This window comes from Pseudomonas ficuserectae (genome assembly GCF_024584585.1).
In the GTDB taxonomy this organism is placed as follows: domain Bacteria; phylum Pseudomonadota; class Gammaproteobacteria; order Pseudomonadales; family Pseudomonadaceae; genus Aquipseudomonas; species Aquipseudomonas amygdali.
This window is the reverse complement of record NZ_CP085686.1, coordinates 89,435-111,610: the sequence shown is the minus strand read 5'-3', so window position 1 is coordinate 111,610 and position 22,176 is coordinate 89,435. Positions and strand designations below refer to the sequence as shown.

Genomic DNA, 22,176 nt, shown 5'->3' with positions numbered 1-22,176 from the left:
TGCCCCACAAATAGTCGCACCGCCCGAATTGGGCGGTGTGAGAGAAAGGTAAAGCGCGTCGGGAACAGCTGCGGAGGGGTTATGGCTTCACGCCAGGCGTGGGATCTGCACGTTCAGATCACGTTCAAGCGCTTCGAGGTGGTCATGCACATAGCGGTTGAACGGTTGTGGGGTGCTGTACTGCTTCTGCTTGTGCTCCATAGCCCCGAGCGTGTCGTACCAGCGTTGCGCCCATGGGGTGGCGATCTCAATACGCGGCAGGTCCGGGAACTTGGTGTAGAGGCGCAACATGCGGTTGCCTTCGACCTCGCGGTTGGTCCAGTCGTCCATAGTCAGGGCCACCACATCGACCTGACCTTTGCGAATCCTGTGCACATACAGGATGGTGCCGTTTTGGGTATCGATGCCCAGGTACTTGCCATCACCTTCGTGATAAATCTCATTGGCAGCGTCTGGTTCAAAGAACTGGTTAGATTTGATAGCCGTCGTGATTTTCTTCAGTAGGCGGCGGCGACTAAACACTCCACGGAAAAATATAAACAACGAAATTAAAATAGGAGTCCATATTATACCCGACAAAACTAATGCCTCACTGCCGAACTTACCTGGCATAGAGCCTATAGCCGCGATCAAAAACAAAATTGCGAATATGAGCAAAAATGGAAACGCTATCAAATAAAGCCCTTTGAAGACCACGAGCCACCCTTCTTTCGCTGTTTTCAGGCGCTGAACTTTCATGATTTTTCTCCTGTTTCCTTTTTCCTGAGCACTTTAGCTTCCGCCAGGCACTCAAGGGCAAATTGAACGCGGTAATCCGCTTCCCGGTACAAATAATGCGACTCATCACGCAGGTAATTTCGAAACCCCGACCATGACATACCGATCAGTTGGGCCGCGCCTCGGCGGCTAAGCCCAGCCTGATCGATAAGCCCGCACAAATAGCGCGGGTCAGGGTTGTGATGAATCGCGTTGGGCATCATTGAATGAACACCTCGTTGGCTGGGCACTACCTAGACAATAGCGGGTGACAACGAGACCCACGACACCATTTGTCCGATAGCCGTGATCGATGGTCGCTGTTGCTATTGAATTCCATCCCCATGCCCCCCTGCGCCAGGCTTCCTAGGTTGAATTTTAACGCCAGGGGTACGTTGTGCCCCAGAGCCAGCAGCACCAAACATGCCTTTCATGTTATCGACCATGCCGCCCATCAGGTTCGCCCCTTCTCGGCCTCCTAGAAACGAGATCACGTAGTCCGCCAGGGACGCCTGCAGGCCAAAGAGACGAGTCACACCAAAGGTCGCAATGCGGGCATAAATCATCAGCCACCCGATCATCTTGAACAGCCCCACAATCGAGTCTGCGTTGGCATTGGCCAGCGCCGAGGCGAATAACAGATTCAGGATCGTTCCCCCGGCGACTACCGCCACCGAAGCAAAAAAGAACCCCAGTACCATCAACGACGGCCGGAGCATCATGTCGATTAGGAAGATATAACCGTAGGCACTACGGCTGCCCTTGTCTTCCTCTGCGCCCAGGTGCGTCGCAGCCCACATCGGCCCAGCCGCACAGCCCACCAGCACACTGACGACCCAGTTGAATACCCCCATCATCCAGAACAGGAAGGGCACAGCAGGCAGAAATACGGCTAGCGAAAAACCGATGGCCAGCAGGGCAAACATGACGAAATAGAACATCGGTGCAAGCGCGCCCAGCACGTCTTTCACCACCGCTCCTAAATCTACCGCAAATATTTTGGCCCCCCAGCCCAACGGCGAGTTGCTGGCCGATGAAGCCGCGGCCCAGGTCCCGGCATAGGCCGCCATCAGTGTTTCAACAGTGCCCAGCGTGTAGTCACCTAGAGTCTGCATTTTTATAAGCGGATTTACTTGATTAGAAAAGTCTGCATCCGTGCCGATCCGAGCAGTTGCAAAGTAGTTTGTGAACAACTGCATAGGTGATTTGAAAACGCTTACAAACACCGAATTCGGGTCCTTCGCCGTCGCTGCCGCGCCATCATCCTTGGCCGTCTGCGTCCCTAGCGGAGCCGTGTAGGTACTGTTTTGCACCTGCGATTTGTAGGCTGCAAACACCTGGTTATACAAATCGCCGGTACCGTGCTCGCCCAGGTTGCTCATCCCCATGACAACCGGAGTCGAGCTGGCCACGTCGTTGGTTTTGTTATTGGCTGTGGCAAAGGTGTGATACCAACTGCCCAGAGCCACCCAACCACTGCTTTTGATCTGGCTTGAAAGCTGGCTCTGTAGCGTGTCCTTGAAGTCGATCTTGTTGATCGCCTGGTTCACCGTGTTTTCATAGGCGGCAGCTGCGTTCTGGATCTGTGTTTCGGCGTCCTGAAAACTCCCCACGTCCTGGTCACGCTTGCTCAGGTAGGTGTCTACGAACGCCTGTGCCGCTTGATCCAGGGTGCTCTGCATGGTGTCTAGCGCTTGGTGCTGCGCCGTGATCACCCCACTCGTGTCCACGTCACTGTCAAACAGCAGGTTCCAGGTCCCGGTGCGGCCCGTATTGGGTGTTTTGGCAGAACCACATACCGCGCTGCCGTTGCCGGTGTCGTATTGGCCGTTGCCCCCCTTGGTGGTAATCAACGGGGTATTGGCTTCGCCGTCCCCGTAAAGCGCTTGCAGCTCACGGTTGATCGCGTACTTGCACAGGTTCATTTCGAAGATGCCGCGTGCCGCGCCTCGGGTCACCGGGGCCGTAGGTTGCGTCACCATCGAGTAGCCGCTGTCCATCATGTCCACAGCTTTATCGGTCAACAGATTGGCACTGCCAATACCCATCGTAGAGGTAGCCCAGAGCATGACCAGCTGGGCCAGTGACCAACCCGATTGTGTGGGCAGAATCATGATGAAGCCGCCGAACGTCATGATCGGGTACAACGCAGATCGACCGCCTGCGAAAAACTGTCCCTGATGCCCGGCCTTCACGATGGTTTTCATGGTGATGGTCAGAAACCAGAACAGGGCCAGCACAGCCAGAAAGCCATTGATAATGGCGAACAGTGAGCCAATCAGTGTTGGCTGTGAGGGTGCAAATGGATCGACTGCTACTTGCCCAAAAATCATCACCAGCGCCTGGCGCGAGAGGTCATTGGGCTTTTGGGAAGCCGCTGCGATGGTCTGATAATCCACACTGTCGGCCATTGCCGGCACAGAAAAGACCAGCAGTAAACCGACCCACCAAAAGCGTTTTAGGAGGTTCATGGTAACTGTCCCGCTTGAATGAGTCTTTTGTTAGCCGAAGTGACCGAGCGTCAGTACCTGCCGGCACCATCGGTTTTCGATGAGGAAATCTTCAAAGGTGCCTCGTTCCACTACGCTGACGCGCCGTTCCCGCAACTGCCATAGCCGGTAAGTGGCGATTAGCGTTTGCGCAAACCCCCAACTGGCCAGAGCCATCAATAAAAGCAGTGTCACCGCAGCCCGCAGGAATGTGCCTAAAGGCAAGCTGAGGTTTGCCAACAGCAGCATGATCAGCAGGAACAGGCTCAAGGCCCCACCACTCGCCATCAAGCACCACCATGCAGCCCGAATGCGCTGGTAGGACCTCACCAGTTGCTCAACAGATCTGCTGGAACGCTCGACTGCTTGTACCCAGCTGATACCGACTGCATCTGCCTCAGTCGTTGCTGACGCCGGGGTCAGCAACGTCTTCAGTAGCTTCAGCTTTTGCGCCGTCGGTTTTATGCCCCGGCGATAGATCACCGCCAGGTCAGAGAACGGGTTGAGGATCGATAGCCCCACATGGCCGGCGCGCCGTAACGGTGTGCCCGAATGCTTGTCGTCCGGCGACGATTGTTCGTCCTCGTGCTTTGTTGTGTCAGGTTCAGTTTTCATGTGCGGTGACTCCCGAACTCATTTTTGCTCCCAGTTCCTGAAGCTGCGGAACGTATTTGGCGTCTGCCGCCAGGGCCAGTTGCTGGCCGGCAATGATGTTGGCCTGGCGTTGGTCGTTTTTGAGTCCCAACTGCAGCCAGTTGCCCAGGCTCTGCACGCGCACCAATTCACGCATCAGGTTGTCTCCGCTCAGGGCCTGAAGGTCGGTTTCATAGGCGGTATTGGCATAGCGCCTGCCCACCTCGAAAGCCTCGAACTCGCGCTCGCTCATCACCCCGGTGCGTTGTGCTTGCTGGCTGCCCGTTGAAGCGAAGTACTCTGCCGCTGACGGATTCTGTAGCGCCTCTTGCAATGCCTCCTGTGTGGCCGGATTGGCCTGACTGGCGGCGATAATGTCCAGCTGCGGTTGAGTCGCGGCGCTCTGAATCGCCTTGTACTGGGTCATCAGCCCCTGATACTCACGTCCCGTGGCCGACTGGATATCCCCCTTGCCCGGTGCCCGTCCCCCGTCATGGCGTGCCGAGTTCTTCATGTACGCCATGCCCGCATCGACCTGATCCTGATTGAACGTCAGGTCAGGGGCTTTGCCCACGGCTCCCGCCCCGTCGATCAACGAGCGCATTTCGATGTCGCCTCCAGGCAGGCTTGAGACCTGCGGGCACAGATCAGTACCGCCGTACTGGGCCGATTCGCTTTGTGTGCAGTACTGCGCGTGCATGGCGGCACTGCGATAGCCACCCTGACGCGAGGCCACGGGCTCGGAAGCGATGGTCTTCTGCACCACGGCACTGCCGACACCTGCCCCGCTGGCCAGCACCGCCGTTTGCGCACGGCTCACCTTCCCCACCGTGGCCGCGACCCCAGAGGCCGACTCGCTGCAGATGCTGTCAGGGACCGAGTACTGTTCTCGGGCACGCTCCAGGCGCTCGGTCTGACGGCCAAAAATATCGGTCTCGCGCTGGGCACGTGCGGCCTCAGAAATAACCGCGACTTGCTTGTCACTGGCCTGCACGATGGCCGTGCCGATTTGTGTCTCAGTGGTCAGGATTTCCGCCAGGGTAGCTTGAAGGCCGGCCATGGCCGGCATTACCTGCGCCGTAATGGGCACGCTGGCCGTGACGGCCACCGGCTGGACGTACGCCAGTACTTGTTGGGCTTGGAGCAGGCCCACGGTCAGCGCTGTTAACGCATAAAGTCTTTTCATGATCATTGCCTCAAATGTTGTAGCCGCGCCGTTTGATCAACTCGTTGGCCAGCGTGCGAATCACGTTGTTGGAATCCGCCTCACCGGCTTGCTTCTGGCGCAGCGCGATGAGTTTTTCTGCCGTGCCCTGGGGAAAGGCTTCGGCCAGGATGGCGCGAGCCGTGGAACCGCCGACCGCTTCATACAACAACCTGCGCAGGGCGCTGTCGGTCGGTGAAGAGCCCAACGCCCATAGCTCCAGGGGCCCCATGGCGTTTTTCAGAATGCGCGCCAGGGTGCCGCCACCCTTGATTCGGAACACGCCCAAAAACGGTACGCCGCTGCCATCCGCTGCTGGACCTGAGCCCAAACGCTGAAAGCGCTGCAGAGTGACCTTGGGCACTTTGATGGTGTCGGTCAGAAGCTTCTCGTCCTTGGGGTCCACCTCCATCATGTACAGCGAGTTGGCCGAATTCAGAATGGCGTCTGGAAAGTCGCTCACGTACTGCGAGGACAACACCGTGCGTATGCCGAATTTGCGTTGCTCACGGTCCTGGGTTTCCAGCATGGGAAAGATGAAGGGCACCTGTTTGGCATTGTGCAGCTCGTCGTAGACCTTGGTTTTGACCTCCTGATCCAGCTGCTCCAGGCGGTCGAGATGCATGGGGTGGTAAAGCGTGGGCACCGCCTCCAACAGCTCATCCCGGTATTGCGGCAACACAAAATCTCCCCCCGCCACCTGGCCCGCAAACAGGAACATGATTCCGGTTTTCAGGTGGCCAGCATTGGTGGTGTTATCACCCATGACATTGTTCAGATCGATCGCGATCACTCGCGTGCGTGGACTGATCAAGAACTGCGTACGCCCGGCCAGCATCTTGAATTCTCTACAGGCGTCAGTCATGCAGCGGTGCAAGTACTCCAGCAACAGCTCCTGACTGCCATCGCGTTGCACCCGACCATAGGCGCTCTGTACGTCTTCATGGTTCAGGAAGGTGGTCATGTCGGCCAGTTCCGGCACCGCTTCGAACTGGGCCAACTGCGCTTCCTTAACAAAGCCTGCTTCAAACAACAGATCGCGCACCTCATACCAGGTACTGCTATCCCACCACTGGGCCGGATAGCGCTCGATCAACCCGCTTTTATCCAAGGCAGTGTCCACTTCGGGGACGACCCCGCGCCCCCAGCGTCTGGGGCTTTTTTCGGCATTGGCGGTATAGGCCATGCTGATGACGCGGTCCAGTATTTGCCGGGTATCGCGTTCGTTTGGCGGATTGCCGGTAGAGGGATCAATGCACATGGCCGTGAGCATGCTGATGATCCAGTTACGCTCGGGGGCGATCGGAAACCGCGCGCCCAGCTGGATATCGAACAGGTTCCGGCAATGCTTGGGGCTGTTCTGCAGCACCATGCCCACCACCTCGTCCTTACGCTCCGGCGGCAGACTGTCGCGCAGCAAGGCGACTTGACCTTGCATCGAGAAACCTTTGTCCACCCCCGCCATGAACGGTAAACGCTGCTGGGCGCTGGACACCGTGACATTGCCCAGCTTGTTCAGCAGCACCGACTTGCCCTGGCCGGAAGAGCCGGTGACCACACTGGTGAGCTTGTTCTGCTTGGGGGTGGCCAGACCGACCGGATAGAGCTTGCCATCGAGCGTAGCGAACAAGGCGTTGCCGTCCTCCTCCCAAGCCGAGGCCGGGCGGGTCAGCGGCAACAGGTTCAGCGCCTCTGAAAGCGGCGGATACAACAGGTTCGGGCCACTGCCTTTGCTGGAAGCCACCAGCGTCGAGGCCCATGCGCGTACCGGGTTGCCGAAGGTTTGCGTCACCTCGCACACCCCCCAGGCCTGAAAGGCCTGGGTCAGCAGCGTCAGATGGCGCGTCACTGCGGCCTGGCTGTCTCCCCAGGTCGATGCCATGATCGTCATGACACACACCGGCTCCTGCTGCTCGACTTTCGTCAGCGTTTCGATGGCGTTCCAGATGGGCCGAAGCGGCGGCACAAACGCTATGAAGTCCAACGTGCCTTTTTTCATGCCCAGCGACTTCATGCCCCCTGGCATCAGGTCCATGCGTACGCGCCAAGGCACGCCGCGAGGGACCAGCGATTTGAGCTTGGCAAAGGTCTGCGGCGTCTGCGGTCCCAGGACTACAGACAAGGTGCCATGCCACATCCCATTGACGCAGAGCTTGTTGCCGTTGGTTTCCATGTCCTGGTTCATCAGCTGAAATTTCAGCTGCGGGGCCAGAAACGGTGTGTGGTCGTCGCCGTTACGGACACCATGCGGGGTGATCGGATCATCAGGGAGCAGCGGGTACCAATGCTCACTGGTACCGAGCCGGTCCACTTGAGCGCGCAGCGCCTGGCCCACTGCATGGGCATCGAGCAGTTCCAGCAGCACACCCTGGCCGTCATCTTTAAAGGCAGCTTCCACAGCGCTCATGAAGGCGTCGTGGCGAATTTTCAGGCCGGCCATTTCAGCCAGGACCGGATTTTGTCCATACCGTGCATCCGGGCTTTGCCCGATCAATTGCTTGATACGGCGATTTTCGTCGATCAGTTCATGCGCCGAGAGCGTCTTGCGCCCGGTGTAACACACCAGGTAGCAGCGTTCGCGCGAAACCCAGGGGGCCAGCTTTTCAACGTTTTCGTCCAGGATCGGCGTCAAGTCGATGCCGGTCCGTTTGACAGAAGCGTACTGAGGGGCCAGCAGGCGTTCGACGTCCTCGCGGCCTCGATCAGGGTCATCATCGAACACCAGGCTGATTTTGTGTCCATGTCGACGATAGTGGGCTGTCAGCGCATGCATCATGCGCTCCAAGCGGCCTGCCCAGGAATAAGGGGCCTCCAGGGGTGCCGCTTCGTCGGTGTCACAAAAACTGCCGGCAACGGCATACACCGAGCAGTAATCGCCATCGTCGTTGACCAGTACATACGGGGCATTGAGGGCTGGGTGGCGAGTGCGATCGTCGTCCGTCAGACGCAGTACCGTGTTCAAGTCGCAATAGTCGGGCAGATCGCGTGATACGGCAAACCGGGAGGTTTCTGTGATCAGGTCTTCAACCCAACGGATCAAGCTCGGCATAAAAGTCACTCCGTTTATAGGTGTCCCAGCTGCGGGAGGAAAGTGCCCCCGCGACCGTTTTGCCGGTGGGCAGTAATAGCGACAGATCCTCGAACATGTCCGCCGGCAGGATCAGGGCACAGCCTTCCAGGCGGTTTCGAAGGATCGAGCGCTTGTGAGGAGGAAGACGCTGAAAGGCCATGGCGAATTCGCCGGCACGTGTCGTGCCCCAGGCTTGTTCCACCTCACGGCCATGTCGAGCCAGCCAGAGCAAAACCCTTTTTCCTTGGGCACGCTGCGTGCGGGTACCGCCGAGAATGGCAATCAGCGCACGGCGCTGCAGGTGATACACATCCGTCATGGCCATACCGGGCAGGTAGGCCAGCACGCCGTGAGCCGCCGTAGGGCTGTCCAAGTGCCCGGCCAGGTAGCACAGGGTGCAAACCGCATGGGAGGCGGTAAACCCTGATCGAGCCCCCTGCCACAGCTTTTGGGTCCACAGTCCGCAGCAAGCGCACTGCTCGCCAGGCATAGCCGTCGGTACCGGCGTTTCAGGATCACCGCTGACATCGAGCATCAGGGGGGTCAGTGAAGGTTGATAACGGTCAGGTTGAAACGCTGTATTCAAGGGGGGAGCTGATAGATCGACATCCATAGGTTCGCCTTCTGGATTATGTTCAGAATTAGGAAAAGTCGTGGTTAGTTGGCATGAACGGCTAGCCGCCGCAGGTTTGCGTCAGGAGTACAGCGGTTGACCCGCAATGGTGCACGTGGTCAGGGCCAAACGACAGAAAGACCCGGAAGGTTTAAGCTGTTGGGTATCTAAATAGGAGGTCTCTATGAGCACCCAACTTTCCCCCATCGTTTCCGAGTTCGAAACACAGGAACAAGCAGACAGCTACGACCGGTGGTTTCGCGCCAAGGTCCAAGCATCACTCGATGACCCACGTCCCAACATCCCCCACGATCAGGTGATGTCTGAAATGCGTGCACTCATCGAGTCCAAGAAGAATAAGCATAATGCTGGTTGAGTGGCGGCCCGAAGCACGGGCCGAACTCTGGAGCATTTTGAACTACATCACTGATCAAAATCCGATGGCAGCCGAGAGGCTGAACCAGACTATTGAGGCGTCTACAACGGCCCTTCCACAACACCCTTATCTGTACCGATTAGGGCAAGTTTCTGGTACTCGGGAAATGGTCGTACACCCCAATTACGTAGTGGTTTACCGGGTGACTGATCGAATTGAAATCGTCAACGTCCTCCATGCCCGCCAGCAATACCCCTAAACGGTAGCCCTGCGATGACCGAAGTCACCGCAGGAGGGTTGGCTTAGCCCACATCCACGGGCGCCAGGCCGACCTGCGCTTGTGAGCGCTTGATGATTTCAGGCACAACCACCAGGCATACCCCGAACAGGATGGACGCGACGATCGCGCCGATTTTGATCTGCGGGTTGTCTTTCTTGTTCTTGGCCGCGACCAGCCCACCGATCACGAAGATCACACCGACAAACTGAGCAATGGTCAGTGCAGATTTCCTCAGCGACGTGGCGCCTACCGCTGCCGAATCACCCATCCCGGCAATGTCGGCACCGGCAGCACCGGCAAAAGCCATCACTGGGTTGGCAGCCATAGCTGCCGTCAGGCACTTCAATGCGCGTTGACGCAGACCGTCTTTGAAAACAGAAAGGCGAACAGCAGCGCACAGCATTACGTCTTTGGACATAACCAACTCCTTGGGATTAATCAGTAGGGTGTAACTATCGAAGGTGCGCCGAGGCGCTTTGACATCCCGATCTGCTTACAGCAGGCCGAGGGTTTTTTGCAGGGCGCTAAGCAGGTACGGATTGCATACGCAGAAAACGCCCAGGACAAACTTGAGGGTACCGCTTGAAACGTCCTGACTGGCCGATAGGCCCGTATGCCCGTCCTTGAACGAGCGTTTCCAGGACAACATGCCTTGCAGCGCGAACCAGACGCCCAGCATGCGCACCAGACTTAACACGGCATTGGCCGCATCGGCTGCGACACCAAAGGTGCCCACGTCCACGTAGCTGATGGCATCGAAGGTCGCGCCCTGCCAACCAAACTGGCGGGCGGCAGCACCGATCATTTGATCGAGGCCGGCCAGGCCACCACAGAGCAACAACACGGCGATGACCTTGCCGCCACCTTCCGCATGGCCAGGTGCTTTGCGCGCGGCACTGGCGTGAGTGGCGAGGTAGCTCACAGCGCCAGTGACCGCAAACAAGCTGCCCAGCGTGAAGGCAAAGTTGACTAAGGAAGTCAGCAGGTTGTGGGACAGATTGACCAACATTTGAATCGCGTCAGTACTGCCGTCCATGATTTACCTCATTTGATTGTGCCCGCGCTGGTCAGCACTTCGCGGGCCTGGGGATTGATGCCGGTGACGGTCACCTGGCCCAGTTTCTCGCCGGGACTGACGGCCTAGGTCTTGTCCTGCCAGTACACCCAGGCCATGCCGTTCTGAATGGCTTGCACGCGCATGCCATTCAACGGCGAACGTGTTTTAGCGACTGGCTTGCTGACCTGCTGTGTCGTGGTCGTCGCGCCGGGTCGTCCTTCAAGGAAGGACAGACGTGCTGACAAGACGCTGTTTTGCGCTTGTGCCTCAGCCAGTTGCTGTTGCAGCGCCTGTTGTGCAACCCCCTGAGTCTTGATCGTTTCGGACAAGCGCTGGATCGCGGTGCGATTCACCTCTGCGTAGGTACGCACCCCGCCGATCATGGCCGCAACCTCGTTCTTGAACTGGCCCAAATCAGACTCGGCAGCGGCTGCAACAGGGTGGGTACTCGACTGTTCAGCGGGCAAAGGCTGCTGTTCTAAGTCATTTTCAAAGGCCAGGCGATTGACTGACGGGTTTTCTTCGCGGGCAAACAAGTACCAGCCAACCAGTGCCAATAACAGGGCAATGCCGATCAGCCAGGGCAGTGAAAGCCCCATGATGATCGGGCGTTGCCACACGCTACGACTGGGAGCCTGGGTGGGAGCCGGCATTTCAATCGTCGATGCCTTGGGCTCTGCTGGACTGAACTCGCTCATTGTTGACTCTCCTGCAGCTTGCGCTGCGCCTGGATTCGCGTCTGGGTCTGCGCACGCCATTGATCAGGCGTCAGCGGTTGGGCTGGGGACTGGGGTTGTGCCGACATGACGGCCTGAGCGGGGGCCGCAGGTTGCACCGTTTCACCGCTTCGCCCTGGGGCAACGGCATCACCTGCGTATACGCCTCGCATGAACTGAATCGCGACCACCTGCCCCTTGAACACATTGACCTGGGTGGCCGGGGTGCGAGCGGCATCATCCGTCAGCACTTTGGCCGCCTGGCCGGCGGCACCGCCCAGAATGGTACCGGCGACCGCCGTTCCATCCGGCATGCCTGGTCGAGCGGTCTGGGTAGAAAAGCCATTGCTGAGGACCTGAGTATTGGCTTGCGAGTACATGTCGCTGATATTGCCAATGCCGCCCAGTACCGCTGGCAACACAATGCGTGACATGTAACGGTGATTCACTTCAGAAGCCACGTTGGCCAACAGGGTGTCGTCCTGAAGCGCATAGGCATCGACTTTGTAATTGACGCCCTTGAAGGCCATTTCAGTGAAGTGGATCACCACACCATCACCGGCCAACCTGGCGCCCTCGGGTGCCTTGAGCACAGCCCCGGCATACGGCCCGGACAGCTTGCCCAGCACCGGCGTGGTGCTGTTGTCCGAGTCCACACCGATATCGATCACGCCAGCCCCGCGCCAGTAGGGCGGCACCACTTCGACAGGTGAATAGGGTTCTGCGGTGCTTTTCATGGAAGCGGTTTTCAGCTTGGCACCTCCCGGCAGGCTTTCACTCCAGCTGTCATAGCCTCCAGCAGAACCCGTGGTCGTATCGCCTGAGCCATTCAAAGCGTTAGTTCCCCCTAAAACATGGGCGAAGACCAGACCGGACTGCCGCTCTTCGGCTTTTTTTTCAGGATTGATCCGTTCTAGCAATGCCTTCAGACGCAGGTCTTCCTTCTTTTCGGAGTCTTTTGAGTTCTCGTCCTGACGAGTACGGCTACGCCGGGCGGTAGGCTCTACCTGAGGGGCAGGCTTGGCCTTCGTCACAGGCAGCATCACGCTCGTCTGCTCCATGGGCATACTGGCAATGAAGCTGCTGTTTTCGTTTTTAGCCGTGCTGGCCCCTTCCTCGTTGTATTGCTTGAGCAGATCGCGATAGGCAGGGCTTTCAGTGCTGTGGCTGCGCGAAGCTTGTGCTACTCGACCCAGGTCTACCTTCGATTGCGCCGGCTCAGGCCTGGCCAGCCAGTCCCAAAGGTAATAGGCACCGCCAAAAACGACCACCAATGCGCCTCCAACCAGCGCTGCGGTGAGTTTCATGTCGCGTTTGGCATCGTTTTCGTTTGCCATGATGCTTACTCCAAGGCGACGTTGAGGGCCGCTGTGTGGCCCATGACTGAGAACGACACATAGGGCGTCACGGGTAATTTCCAGAGATGCGTACCGTCTGCCGACGACAACGTGGATTCGAACTCGTCCCGGATATCAGCCCGCGTGCGGATGTACAGGTCGTCACCCATTTGCCACACCGTGGTGTCTGGCACGTTGCCGGTGGTTTTGAGCTGTTTGGCCTCCCTGGGTGGAACGCCATCGAGAAACCCCTGCAGCACCCGATCGTGCAAGCCGATACGGACCTCGGGAGCGGCGCCTGGCTGAGCACCCGGCCCACGCCTGGGCACACGCAAGTCCAGGCGAGCGTCCACTGCCCACGTCTGGGCCTTGGTATCCGACTCCCCACTGCTGACGTAGAGCATGATCGGCACGGCCAAACCTTTCAGGTAAACCGTGACGTTTCCGCTGGCAAAAGGCTTTGCGGCGTACAAGACCATGACCGGGCTATTGGGCACGTAATACGGCGTGATATCGGGGTTGCCACTGATGGGCGCGGCGCCCAGGTTCCACGGCGCGCCGGTACTGTCGATAAAGGTCAAGGAAGTGGGGTAGTTCACCGCCGTGCGCACCAGCGGCAAACTGGCCCCCGGCGACAGATTCACCGTTTGTGCGCTGATTCTCGGCACAATGGCGACCTGCTGTGCGGCCATGGCCTTGTCAACCTCTCCAACCTGCCCGCGCAGCTGCCGAATCTCTTGGGGAGTCAGCGGAGAAACGCTGTCCTGAGCCTTTTGAAAAAGCTCGGATGGCGGCGGCGGGAGCGGATCATTTCCAGACGGTTGCTGAGCGGGTGCTGCATTCCCATGGCCATTACCTTGTGCCGGCGATCCGGCTTTCTGTGCTGCTGGGTTAACACCTACACCCGTAGCCCAGCCCGAAGGTGCAGCCCCCGCAGCAGGCGTCACGGGAGCAGAGGGGGGAACCGCAGATTTAGCCGGAGCGGCCTCTGGGCTGACAGTTTCATCCGCCCAGGCGTAGCCGCCTGCCGCTAGCCATAGGGCCAGCGCAATTGAAGTTTTCATGGGATTTTCCTGGCCAGCGGCGTCAATAACTCGCGAAATGGCCTTAGTTAGCGTTGGTGGTGATGACCTGGGTGACTTCAAGCCCGGCGTTTTTCACGCGAACGTCCGTCTGCTGAATGCGCAGCGTAAAAATGAAGCGCTGAGGCGGACTGCCCGATTGCTGACCATCCAGCTTCAAAGTCACCGGGTACTGGTACTCCCAGGCAAACTTGTCCCCGATCTTCCCGCTACCGCGAATCACCCCTGGGCCAACATCCACCCAGAGGTTCATGCGCTGATCCTTGACCGCTTTGAGCACGTTCGAGGCCACCAAGGCTTTGTAATAGTCCTGGAAGCCCACTTCCGAGTAGCGCTCGCCCAGTTGGGTCATCTGATCGCGGTAATGCACGAAGTCCAGAGTGAAGCTCTGGCGAATGGTGTCGGCCCCAAAGGCCGACACGTCACGCCTGCTATGCCCTGGTTTGTCCGTAGGGATGATCTTGGTCACGCGACCACCCTCGGCCGCGAAGTACTTCACCGGAGGATGGGCGACCTGCCAGACCAAGTAGCCATTCACGCTGACCGACAGCACCAATGCCGGTGCCATCCAGAGCACTGCGGTCAGACAGCGATGGGCGAAAGCCGCACCTAACGCACGGTCACGCTGCAACTGCATGGCATGCTCGAACGTGTGCTGATCTTCTGCCGTGGGGAGGTGAGGTTTTTCCAGAGACTCCTCCACGGGCAGCAACCTCTCTGATGAGTCAGTCACAATGAACCTCCTACCGACTGCCAAGGGTCCGAGCCGCTGGGGATGTGGCTGTTGATCTTGTCCACCGCCGCCTGGCATACCTGATCGGCCACCTGGTTCATCAGGTCTTCCAGGCTTGGAAACGAGGGAAGGCTGATGCTGGTGGTGCGAATGCGCGACAAGCAATCCTGAAGCTCGTCTGAGACGGTGCGCTCGCGCTCTGCCCACACGTCCGACGCCTTCTTGGCCCGCTCATACGCAGTCTGACTGCCCACACTGGCCGCTTGTCCTGAGCGGCACACCGCTGCGCTTCCCACAGCGGGCAGGCAGCACACGACCATCAGCAGTGCACCGCACATGCTTTTCTTCATGATGAGTTCCTTTGCTGTTTGCGTTTTACACCGGGCGTGGATCGCTCGGCTGTACTGACGGTGCCGCTGTGGGAGCTGACTTTGGGAGGGTGTTTTCCTCTTTCCAGCGCTGATCGAAGCCCAATAGGGCGTGCAAGGTCGGGGGCACCTCGCCAGGCGCGTCAAGCTTGCCAATGCGCACAGCGCTGTCGCCTTCGAGCTTGAAGGCAATGTGCTCTCTCGAAACCGGCTCGCCACCAGAGCGGTTGATGCCATTGCCCGTGCCGATCGGCAGCAGGCCCTCGGGGGTAATGGCGTTAAACACCATCGAAGGCCCATCGTCACGGCCTGGCAAACTCACCAATACATGCTGCATCTGATCCCCCTGACGCACCACACCTTGCAGATAGGGACCATCGCCGCGCACCAGGTACATGTCCAGATGGCCATCCTGCGACCAACTGCTGATGACGGGTTGTCCCGCTGTGTTGTTGGGGTCGATCGGCGGCCGAGGGGCCGACAGCTCGTCACCCGTTTTTGCGCTGCCTTCACCGTTTGGGGTCAACCAATACAGGCCATCCGTGGGTGGCGTGGGCAAGGGAGCATCCACGCCCAGTTGCGCAAGCCAGGCTTGTTGCACCACGGCGAAACGCCCGGCGTCATAGGCGCCGAGTTTGACGCCCTCATCCTGGCCAGAACGCACTGCGGGGTTACCCTCTACCTTAAGGGCCCATTGGTTGCGATGGACGTCTTTATCGTCGTAACCCACGGTGACGCCCTGATCGTTTTTGCGGGGCACCTTGACGGTAACCGGAAAATTGCCCAGCCACTGCAACGTCACCATCTTGCCTGGCTGCACACGGGTTTGGCGCAGCAGCCCCGCCAGTTCCTTTCCCCAAAAAGTCTGAACACCGTTCTTGGTACGCAGTGTAATGAAGGTGCTCTCGGGCTTGTCTGGCTCAAAACGAAACGGCTGCTGGCCACATTTGAGGATCTTGCCTGTCACGCCATCCTTGGCCGCCTGGAAAGGCTGATGGATGGCGGGCGACACCTGCTGATTCGCTGACGTTGCAGGCTGATCCGATGCTGGAGCTGCCGAGGGCGGATTGATGACCGGTGCGTCGGGCTGTGCCGGTGGTGCAGGTTGAACCAGTGGCCGCTGCAGACCCTCAACCTCCAGCGGCTGATAAGCAGTACTCGCCGGCGCGGACGCAGACGAATGCCCCGATGCCGGCGCGGCTTGTTGAGGTTGCGGTGCCGAGGGCTTCGCCTGTGACGGCTGTGGACCACCGTACGGCGGTGGGGTATCACCATGAATGGCATCAAGCGTTACAGGTGGCTGCTTCAACGCGTTACGGGCATCGTCCAGCAACATTTGCTGCGCAGGGTTCTTCATCTCCACATTGATCTGGTGCTGAGCAATCAGCTCGATGGCTTTTGCCTTGAATTCGTCACTGCCGGTCAGTTCGATGCGCCCCCGGTAGAACTGTGCTGCCGTGAGCAACGCAGCTATTACCTTCTCATCTTCCTGACCTGCGCCTTGGACCATCTCCAGGCGCGACCCACGGTCAACGAAAGCAGGCTCGGCATCGAGCTTGTAGAGCACCGAATTGTCACCCTGAACCTCGCGGCTGATGCGGGCCAACAGAGCGTCTTTGTCGATGTTGCTGGCTTGCGGTTGTGGCTCGTCGGCTCCTATCGGAGCCCCTACGAAGATAGCATCCGGTACGACCGCCGGGCCGGTCTTGCGTGCTGTGGTGAAACGACGCGGCAGGGCCCCTGACACCGGAACCTCCACGTCTGAAAGGCTTTCATTGTCTTCGTTTTGAGCAGGCCCTGCCGGTGCGATTATCGGTTGATCCTCAGCGACGGGGGAAGTGTCAGGATCAGGCTCTACTGACGCCTGTTGTTTAGCAGGAGGCGCAGCTGGTTGAGCTGTCTCGTTCGACTGCTCTGGCTCGGCCGCCGCCAAAGGTGGCCGGTTGAGTACAGGCGCGTCGGAGGACATTTCTTGGTCTGTCGCCGCAGGTGGTGCCGCCCTCTTCTGATCATCCACGCTGGCAGAAGAGCCTGGGGCGGCCTCTCCCGGTGCCTGTTGTTGAGCAGACCGCGCAGCTGGTTGAGCGGTCTCATTCGACTGCTCTGGCTCGGCCTCTGCCAAAGGGGGCTGGTTGAGCACTGGAGCGTCAGTGGACATTTCTTGGTCTGTCACCGCAGGTGGAGTCGCCCTATTCTGATCAGCCACGTTGGCTGAGGAGACTGGGTCGGCCTCTCCCGGTGCCTGTTGTTGAGCAGCCAGCGCAGCTGGTTGAGCGGTTTCGTTAGACTGCTCTGGCACGACCTCCGCCGAGGTCGGCTGGGTGAGTACAGGCGCGTCAGACGGCGTGTTGCGGTCTGTCGCCACAGACATTGTCGCTTTGGGCTGTTCGTCAACGATCGCGGAAGCGTCAGGATCGGCCTCTACCGAGGCCAGTTGCTCAGCAGGTGACAACGCCAAAGGTGGCTGGGTGGATACCTGCGCATCATCAATGCCAACCGGTGCTTCAGTGACCTGGGCAGTTTCGGGTGACTGGCTTTCAACAGATGACGCTTCAGATGCAACCGGTTGAACACTACGGGTCTGCGGCGGTGCGGATTGATCCGGGACCTGTATTGAAGCTGCAGGCGCTGCATCCAGTTCCAGCGTTTCTTGCGCGGGAGTGGCTGCCTTTTGCGCAGTATTGTCCGGAGACTGAGTGTTCGAATCTGTCGGCATGGCAGTTACCTCTTCGTACTGTCGAATCAGGGGAGCGGTCTGTTCGCGTACCGCGTCCAGTCCTCGTGATTGGTGAAGGTCGTTAAAGTCCGTGAACCCACGGGCGATTTCGGCGTCGTTGAACGTTGGGTACATAACCTGGCCCCCCACCGCTATGGCCGCCTCATTGGCCATGATCAATCCCTTGTTCACGTCCTTGGCATGATCGAAATCCGCCATGAACAGGTGCCGACTGTCGGGATACTGCTGATGCAGCACCTTGGCCACCGCCACCATGTTGCCTGCGTCAATGGTCATCACCACCGGCAGGCCGGTGGCCAGGTTCAGGCTGCGCGCCGTGGCATAGCCCTCGGCATACAGGATGGGGTTGACCGGATCGAGCGAGCCGCCCACCACCAGGAAATGCTCTTGTTTGGGGGCATCCTTGAAGAGGAACTTCTCACCCTCGGGAGGGATGTACTGCAGCGTCTTGAACGTTCCCGAGGCATTAAAAAACGGCACCACCAGGGCACCGTTTCGTGTTTGACGAATGTCGGGCGTCGGGGGTATTCCCTTCCGCACCAGGTAGGGGTGCGCAGGGTCTGCGGCGGGCAGCCGGTCGTAAAGTCTCTTGGCAGCCAACGTCTGCTTGGCGTAGGTAACAGCGCGATCACGAGCGGCGTCTTCCTGGGCTTGCTTGGCCCCGGCCCGAATGTGCAGGCGGGTGATCGGATCAGACTCACCGCCAGTCGCCACCCAGTTGGTCACATCCTTGGCCGAATCGGCACGATGGTAGTTGATGAACCAGCCAGCAGGGCGACGATCCAGAAAACCGCAATAGACACCGCTTTTCTTGCCGTGCTTGTCATTGACCGTCGCGACACGCTGCCGACTACCGTTCATCACCGGCATGCCTTTGACGACCAGGCCGGCTTGAGTCAGTACATCCAGAAACTCTGATTCGGCGTCCCCTCCCCCAGCGCGGCAACTTGGATCAGGCAACCAGTCGGTGATGCGATCAAGGTCACATCCAGGTCTGGCAAACCAAAGCTTTTCTTCTTTGTTCCAGTCAATAGCCTCACGACCGTCACTGAGTCGTCCGGCAGACAGTCGAGCCTTATCACGATCATCAGGCGGCACGGCCAGCCAAACCGGGTATTCGGATGTGCGAGGGGCTGTTTCAATCTTGAACTGGGCATTATCCGACGCCGGGAAGTTCTGTTGCGACCGGCTACGATCATGCAGCCCTTCAGCAACCATGCTCGTCAGATTGATAAGGTCACTGATCTGCATGGGGCGAGAGCGATCTATGCAGGTTTCACGAAAAGATCGAGCACCTTCAAGAGTGTTGGCATGGGCATCCGGATCAATCTCTTCGCAGGCGAAGGCAAACACTTCCTCAGCTTTACGTAAATCGCTGATCCCCGGATAAAGCTGATCAACCTTGGTCCAGAGGGCTGCCGTGCTGGGCTCGGTACGCGCATCAATCAGCGCGTTTAGGACTGCTCTTTTTTCGGAGGGGTTGAAGGTGTTGATCCCAAAGTGTCCAAGGATTTCGTGCCTAAGAGATCTTGTAAACTCTTCGTCCTTACTAAAGTTGGCAGTGGCAAAAACGGCTCGTCGTCCTCTAGGATGAAATGAACCGAGGATGGTTCCAGCGGCTTCTCGGGTGGCTTGCGGTCCATAAAGCTCCTCCTGGGTTTCTCTGATCTTGTAGCTGATGGTGGACGCTACCGGGTAGGTCGCACAGAATTCAATCACTAACTTTTTTGCATGATCAATGGTTAACGTCATTGTCTCTCGCCTCCATTATGGGCGCCATTTGCAATAGCAGGTTCATCGCTCCCCCCTTTCGGTAAAGCGTCGATACCACCAGGGCCGACCGGACAAGCGCTTGCCGCGCAACAGGTAAGCCAGTCGCATCACCAGGACCTTGAACGTCCACCCAAAGAACGAGAGCAGCCGAAAGCCGCCAATAATCGCGGTGATGACGTAGATCGTGACCATGGAGGGGAAGCGAAACCACGCCAGGTACAACAAGAACAAGGGGGCTGGTATGCCGTAGAGATTGAGAAGGCGTGAGGCATTGCGCCAATAGCCCGGTTGCAGTTGCTGGTCAGACATGGATAACTCCTATGCTGCGGTTGGGACGCTAGCCCGATTCGTGATCTCCTTTTTTCGCCGGCGCGAGTTCCGGGAACTCAACCAGCAATGCCTTGTTGCCCTGGGCGATGTGTTTCATTACTGCCAGTCTGATGTTTTCACGCACGCTCCCTGTCGATACGAAGTACATGCCCCAGGCCTGATCGGGCGTGCAATGGCCGATCTGTTCCTCAATGTCCCTGTAGGCCTTGCATTCGTCTGGAGTTGAGCAGCACTGCTGAGTGTTTTGGCACATGACGTTCCCTTCCCTAGTCGTTTCACCACATCCTCTTCAGTAAGTCGGCTGATAAGGCTGTCCCTGCACCCAGCGTGATTGCCAATGCTCCAGGTACACGCTGGCCACCGCAGGAACGTCCCACATCACCACCGCATTTTCGCTGTTGGCCTTGGCAGCCGAGGCCGAGTAGTTGAACGAGCCGGTTTCGACGTTCTGGCCATCGGTGATGATCACCTTGTCGTGCTGAATCTTGTACGCACCGTTGGTGCGCACAGGGATTTGCGCGTTGGCCAGCAGGTTCATCGCAGCGCGACTGGCCCTGTTGTCGTTGCCATGGGCATCGACCACCACCTGTACATCGACGCCGCGCCGTTTGGCTTGCACCAACGCCTTGACCACGCTTGGAGAGGTGAAGCTGTAAGCCATCAGCCGTATCTGCTGCCGGGCTCGCTGGATCACATTGAGTACCAACTGCTCCGCGCTGCCCTCGGGTGAAAAACCCACCTGTATTTCAGCCGCCTGAACGGTAAAGGTCAGATTGCACAGCAGCACCAAGGCCACCAGTCCACGACTTAACGATCTGGTTAACGCCGATAAGGCAGTCATGACTCGGCACTCTGTTCAAGAGCGCTGGGTACTTCTCGATGCGCTTGTGCTTGTTGCACCAAAGGCTCAGTCATGGCCTGGCCCCTCTTGGCAGGCTTGCACAGGGCTGCACCGAGATTTTCAGCGGCAACCTTGAGCCATTCGTTTGCATCACGCATGGCACCGGCGTCTATGGCTGTGTCGGTCTTGTCCTGGCGGCACAACATGAGAAACTCATAGGCTTTCTTGACCTGATCGATCTGCTCCCGACTATCCTTCTCCGACCCAGCCAGTTCGGCCTTCAGCTGCTCGATCTCGGCCTGGAGTGAGTCGACGATTTTCGGAGCCTTGCCAGAACCAATTGGCGAAGCCTGCACCATTGCTGCCAGTACCTGCGCCATGTCGTTCCACGAAACACCTATGAACTTTCCATCAGGAGCGCACAGCTCCAGTAACTTCTCTCCGCCGCGCAGGCACATGAGATGCGTCGGCTCAAAGATGGATTCGAATCTGGCGATTTCGCCTTGCTGGAATTTGATCCGGTCCCGACTGCCTGCCAGGAGGCAGCGAAGTGTCTCTATCTCTTCGAATTCGTTGCTCATTTCAATTCCTTCGCGCTTTGCGCATAGAGGGTCTGACGCTGCATCGAGCAGGCCTTGTGGTTTCCGCATTACCTAGGGATGGGGGGCATCCTTGCCTGCATTTCGAAGGTCGGCTTCAGGTCGAGCAGTGCTTCCACCCGAACTGGGCCACGCCTTGTTTGCCAGACTGGCGGGACTAAACTGCACCAAAAGCTCAATCATGGCGTGGCCCGCTGTTCGAGTTCCCGCAATTGCGAGGCGGTCATGGCCACCGCCAGTTCACGCCGGTCAATGCGACCTTCCAGATGAAGACGCCAGGCCTGATCAGCGAAGCGTCGTTGCTCCAAGCGAATAATGGAGTCGATATGCCGACCCCATTCGGGGTAAGGCATGCTGGCCAGCTTGGCGCGCAGCCCATCATCGAAGATGATGTATTGGGGTCCGGGGAGCAATGGAACAGGGAAGTCAGTTAAGCTGCCTGGGTCACCAGCAATGGTCAGTGCATCGTTGGGGATTTGGATCCGCAGCAATGTTTGAATTTGCGTCCACTGCTGCACGGACAGGGGGCGTTGCGTCCAATTTTCGGTCCTTCTCTGCGTAGTGGTACATCGGGTGGTCTCAGTGCCAGCGACCATCGATGAGGCTCGAAGAAGCGATAGATGATCGTCAGACTGGCGATCATCATCTCAATCACTTCTTCACGCTTTTCGTTAGTAACCGACGGTGGTCGCAGCGCTGGATCGGGGTCATTCTCATAGGCCAAGAGCATGATGGGGAGCATCGGCCCGCTATGTTCGTCGCTGTCGATCAGGTCACGCCAACTTCCAGGTCGGGCCTGAACTCCGCGCATAAAGCCCAGAGCCCAATCGTTGCCGTAAGTAATGCCATCGTCATCCTCCAACAGCACTGGCAAATACACGTCAGGCTCCTCCAGCGTGTGAAGCAATACCGATGCAATCGTATTCCAGTGGCGCATGATGAGCCCCATCATGTCGGTAGCCTGAGCATTGCTCTCAAAACTAAAATTCTCGCCCAAGATTTGTGGTAGGTACTCGCTGGGAGGCACCATCTCCGGACCACAGATCAGTGCCGCAAAATAGCCGTCGAGCATTTCAATGTTCATGGCCGGTGAGCCGATGGCATCAAGAAAATCAGTCAGCCTATCGAGTTCGGCATCGGTCAGCGCTTGTTGAAAAGGTGGATGGCTCATGGGGTGTTTGT

22 protein-coding genes and 1 pseudogene are annotated in these 22,176 nt (G+C 58.3%); 2 read left to right on the top strand and 21 right to left on the bottom strand.

Annotated elements, in window-relative coordinates:
- Nucleotides 1-87 precede the first annotated feature (87 nt).
- From excA to LJU29_RS28885, 7 genes are all read right to left on the bottom strand, one after another.
- Nucleotides 88-738: a plasmid IncI1-type surface exclusion protein ExcA gene (gene excA / locus LJU29_RS28915; RefSeq protein WP_257113065.1), complete on the bottom strand. Its 651-nt coding sequence runs from the start codon at nucleotides 736-738 to the stop codon at nucleotides 88-90.
- Nucleotides 735-980 carry a hypothetical protein gene (locus tag LJU29_RS28910; protein WP_134931479.1) on the bottom strand — a complete coding sequence of 82 codons (246 nt, stop codon included), beginning with the start codon at nucleotides 978-980 and terminating at the stop codon, nucleotides 735-737. Before LJU29_RS28910 ends, excA begins: the two co-directional genes overlap by 4 nt.
- A gap of 102 nt (nucleotides 981-1,082) precedes the next feature.
- Nucleotides 1,083-3,227, bottom strand: coding sequence for a DotA/TraY family protein (locus LJU29_RS28905; RefSeq protein ID WP_257113059.1), 2,145 nt, complete (start codon nucleotides 3,225-3,227; stop codon nucleotides 1,083-1,085).
- Between the two features lie 30 nt (nucleotides 3,228-3,257).
- Nucleotides 3,258-3,860: a conjugal transfer protein TraX gene (traX, locus tag LJU29_RS28900; RefSeq protein WP_257113058.1), complete on the bottom strand. Its 603-nt coding sequence runs from the start codon at nucleotides 3,858-3,860 to the stop codon at nucleotides 3,258-3,260.
- The gene (gene traW, locus LJU29_RS28895; RefSeq protein ID WP_203031408.1) at nucleotides 3,850-5,064 is read right to left on the bottom strand and encodes a conjugal transfer protein TraW; all 1,215 of its coding nucleotides are present in this window, start codon (nucleotides 5,062-5,064) and stop codon (nucleotides 3,850-3,852) included. The genes traX and traW overlap by 11 nt, the downstream gene beginning before the upstream one ends.
- A 10-nt stretch (nucleotides 5,065-5,074) precedes the next feature.
- Nucleotides 5,075-8,131, bottom strand: a complete 3,057-nt coding sequence (locus tag LJU29_RS28890) for a putative type IV secretion/conjugal transfer ATPase (protein ID WP_257113057.1) — start codon at nucleotides 8,129-8,131, stop codon at nucleotides 5,075-5,077.
- Nucleotides 8,106-8,765 carry a hypothetical protein gene (locus LJU29_RS28885; protein WP_004666884.1) on the bottom strand — a complete coding sequence of 220 codons (660 nt, stop codon included), beginning with the start codon at nucleotides 8,763-8,765 and terminating at the stop codon, nucleotides 8,106-8,108. Before LJU29_RS28885 ends, LJU29_RS28890 begins: the two co-directional genes overlap by 26 nt.
- A 184-nt stretch (nucleotides 8,766-8,949) precedes the next feature.
- On the opposite strand from LJU29_RS28885, the gene relB reads away from it, so the two are divergent.
- Together relB and LJU29_RS28875 are read left to right on the top strand one after the other, a co-directional pair.
- Complete coding sequence (gene relB, locus LJU29_RS28880) at nucleotides 8,950-9,141, top strand: type II toxin-antitoxin system RelB family antitoxin (RefSeq protein ID WP_004666885.1); 192 nt, start codon at nucleotides 8,950-8,952, stop codon at nucleotides 9,139-9,141.
- Nucleotides 9,131-9,400, top strand: coding sequence for a type II toxin-antitoxin system RelE/ParE family toxin (locus tag LJU29_RS28875; RefSeq protein WP_005759145.1), 270 nt, complete (start codon nucleotides 9,131-9,133; stop codon nucleotides 9,398-9,400). Before relB ends, LJU29_RS28875 begins: the two co-directional genes overlap by 11 nt.
- 43 nt (nucleotides 9,401-9,443) lie before the next feature.
- On the opposite strand, the gene LJU29_RS28870 is transcribed toward LJU29_RS28875, so the two are convergent.
- The 14 genes and pseudogenes from LJU29_RS28870 to LJU29_RS28805 form a co-directional block, all read right to left on the bottom strand.
- On the bottom strand, nucleotides 9,444-9,839 hold the full coding sequence (locus LJU29_RS28870) for a DUF6750 family protein (RefSeq protein ID WP_257113055.1): 396 nt from the start codon (nucleotides 9,837-9,839) through the stop codon (nucleotides 9,444-9,446).
- A 75-nt stretch (nucleotides 9,840-9,914) separates the two neighbouring features.
- Nucleotides 9,915-10,457, bottom strand: a complete 543-nt coding sequence (traQ, locus tag LJU29_RS28865; RefSeq protein WP_005740384.1) for a conjugal transfer protein TraQ — start codon at nucleotides 10,455-10,457, stop codon at nucleotides 9,915-9,917.
- Nucleotides 10,458-10,561: 104 nt separating this feature from the next.
- On the bottom strand, nucleotides 10,562-11,176 hold the full coding sequence (gene traP / locus LJU29_RS28860; RefSeq protein ID WP_257113053.1) for a conjugal transfer protein TraP: 615 nt from the start codon (nucleotides 11,174-11,176) through the stop codon (nucleotides 10,562-10,564).
- Nucleotides 11,173-12,531 (bottom strand): conjugal transfer protein TraO, encoded by a 1,359-nt coding sequence (gene traO, locus LJU29_RS28855; protein ID WP_257113051.1) that lies wholly within the window; start codon nucleotides 12,529-12,531, stop codon nucleotides 11,173-11,175. The genes traP and traO overlap by 4 nt, the downstream gene beginning before the upstream one ends.
- A 5-nt stretch (nucleotides 12,532-12,536) precedes the next feature.
- Nucleotides 12,537-13,595 carry a DotH/IcmK family type IV secretion protein gene (locus LJU29_RS28850; protein ID WP_257113044.1) on the bottom strand — a complete coding sequence of 353 codons (1,059 nt, stop codon included), beginning with the start codon at nucleotides 13,593-13,595 and terminating at the stop codon, nucleotides 12,537-12,539.
- A 43-nt stretch (nucleotides 13,596-13,638) separates the two neighbouring features.
- Nucleotides 13,639-14,346: a DotI/IcmL family type IV secretion protein gene (locus LJU29_RS28845; protein ID WP_257113039.1), complete on the bottom strand. Its 708-nt coding sequence runs from the start codon at nucleotides 14,344-14,346 to the stop codon at nucleotides 13,639-13,641.
- Nucleotides 14,343-14,696, bottom strand: coding sequence for a hypothetical protein (locus tag LJU29_RS28840; protein ID WP_005740389.1), 354 nt, complete (start codon nucleotides 14,694-14,696; stop codon nucleotides 14,343-14,345). The genes LJU29_RS28845 and LJU29_RS28840 overlap by 4 nt, the downstream gene beginning before the upstream one ends.
- Before the next feature lie 25 nt (nucleotides 14,697-14,721).
- Complete coding sequence (locus LJU29_RS28835; protein WP_257113038.1) at nucleotides 14,722-19,203, bottom strand: LPD7 domain-containing protein; 4,482 nt, start codon at nucleotides 19,201-19,203, stop codon at nucleotides 14,722-14,724.
- 42 nt (nucleotides 19,204-19,245) lie between these two features.
- Entirely contained in the window at nucleotides 19,246-19,533 is a 288-nt protein-coding gene (gene icmT, locus LJU29_RS28830) for an IcmT/TraK family protein (protein ID WP_004668192.1), read from the bottom strand.
- A gap of 28 nt (nucleotides 19,534-19,561) precedes the next feature.
- Nucleotides 19,562-19,807 (bottom strand): hypothetical protein, encoded by a 246-nt coding sequence (locus LJU29_RS28825; protein ID WP_004668193.1) that lies wholly within the window; start codon nucleotides 19,805-19,807, stop codon nucleotides 19,562-19,564.
- A gap of 36 nt (nucleotides 19,808-19,843) precedes the next feature.
- Nucleotides 19,844-20,395, bottom strand: coding sequence for a phospholipase D family nuclease (locus tag LJU29_RS28820; RefSeq protein ID WP_050543862.1), 552 nt, complete (start codon nucleotides 20,393-20,395; stop codon nucleotides 19,844-19,846).
- Nucleotides 20,392-20,976: a hypothetical protein gene (locus tag LJU29_RS28815; RefSeq protein WP_004643879.1), complete on the bottom strand. Its 585-nt coding sequence runs from the start codon at nucleotides 20,974-20,976 to the stop codon at nucleotides 20,392-20,394. Before LJU29_RS28815 ends, LJU29_RS28820 begins: the two co-directional genes overlap by 4 nt.
- Nucleotides 20,977-21,173: 197 nt before the next feature.
- A pseudogene (locus tag LJU29_RS28810) lies at nucleotides 21,174-21,392 on the bottom strand (plasmid transfer ATPase TraJ); the annotation flags it as partial.
- A gap of 59 nt (nucleotides 21,393-21,451) precedes the next feature.
- Nucleotides 21,452-22,165 (bottom strand): YecA/YgfB family protein, encoded by a 714-nt coding sequence (locus tag LJU29_RS28805; RefSeq protein ID WP_057432826.1) that lies wholly within the window; start codon nucleotides 22,163-22,165, stop codon nucleotides 21,452-21,454.
- Nucleotides 22,166-22,176 lie beyond the last annotated feature (11 nt).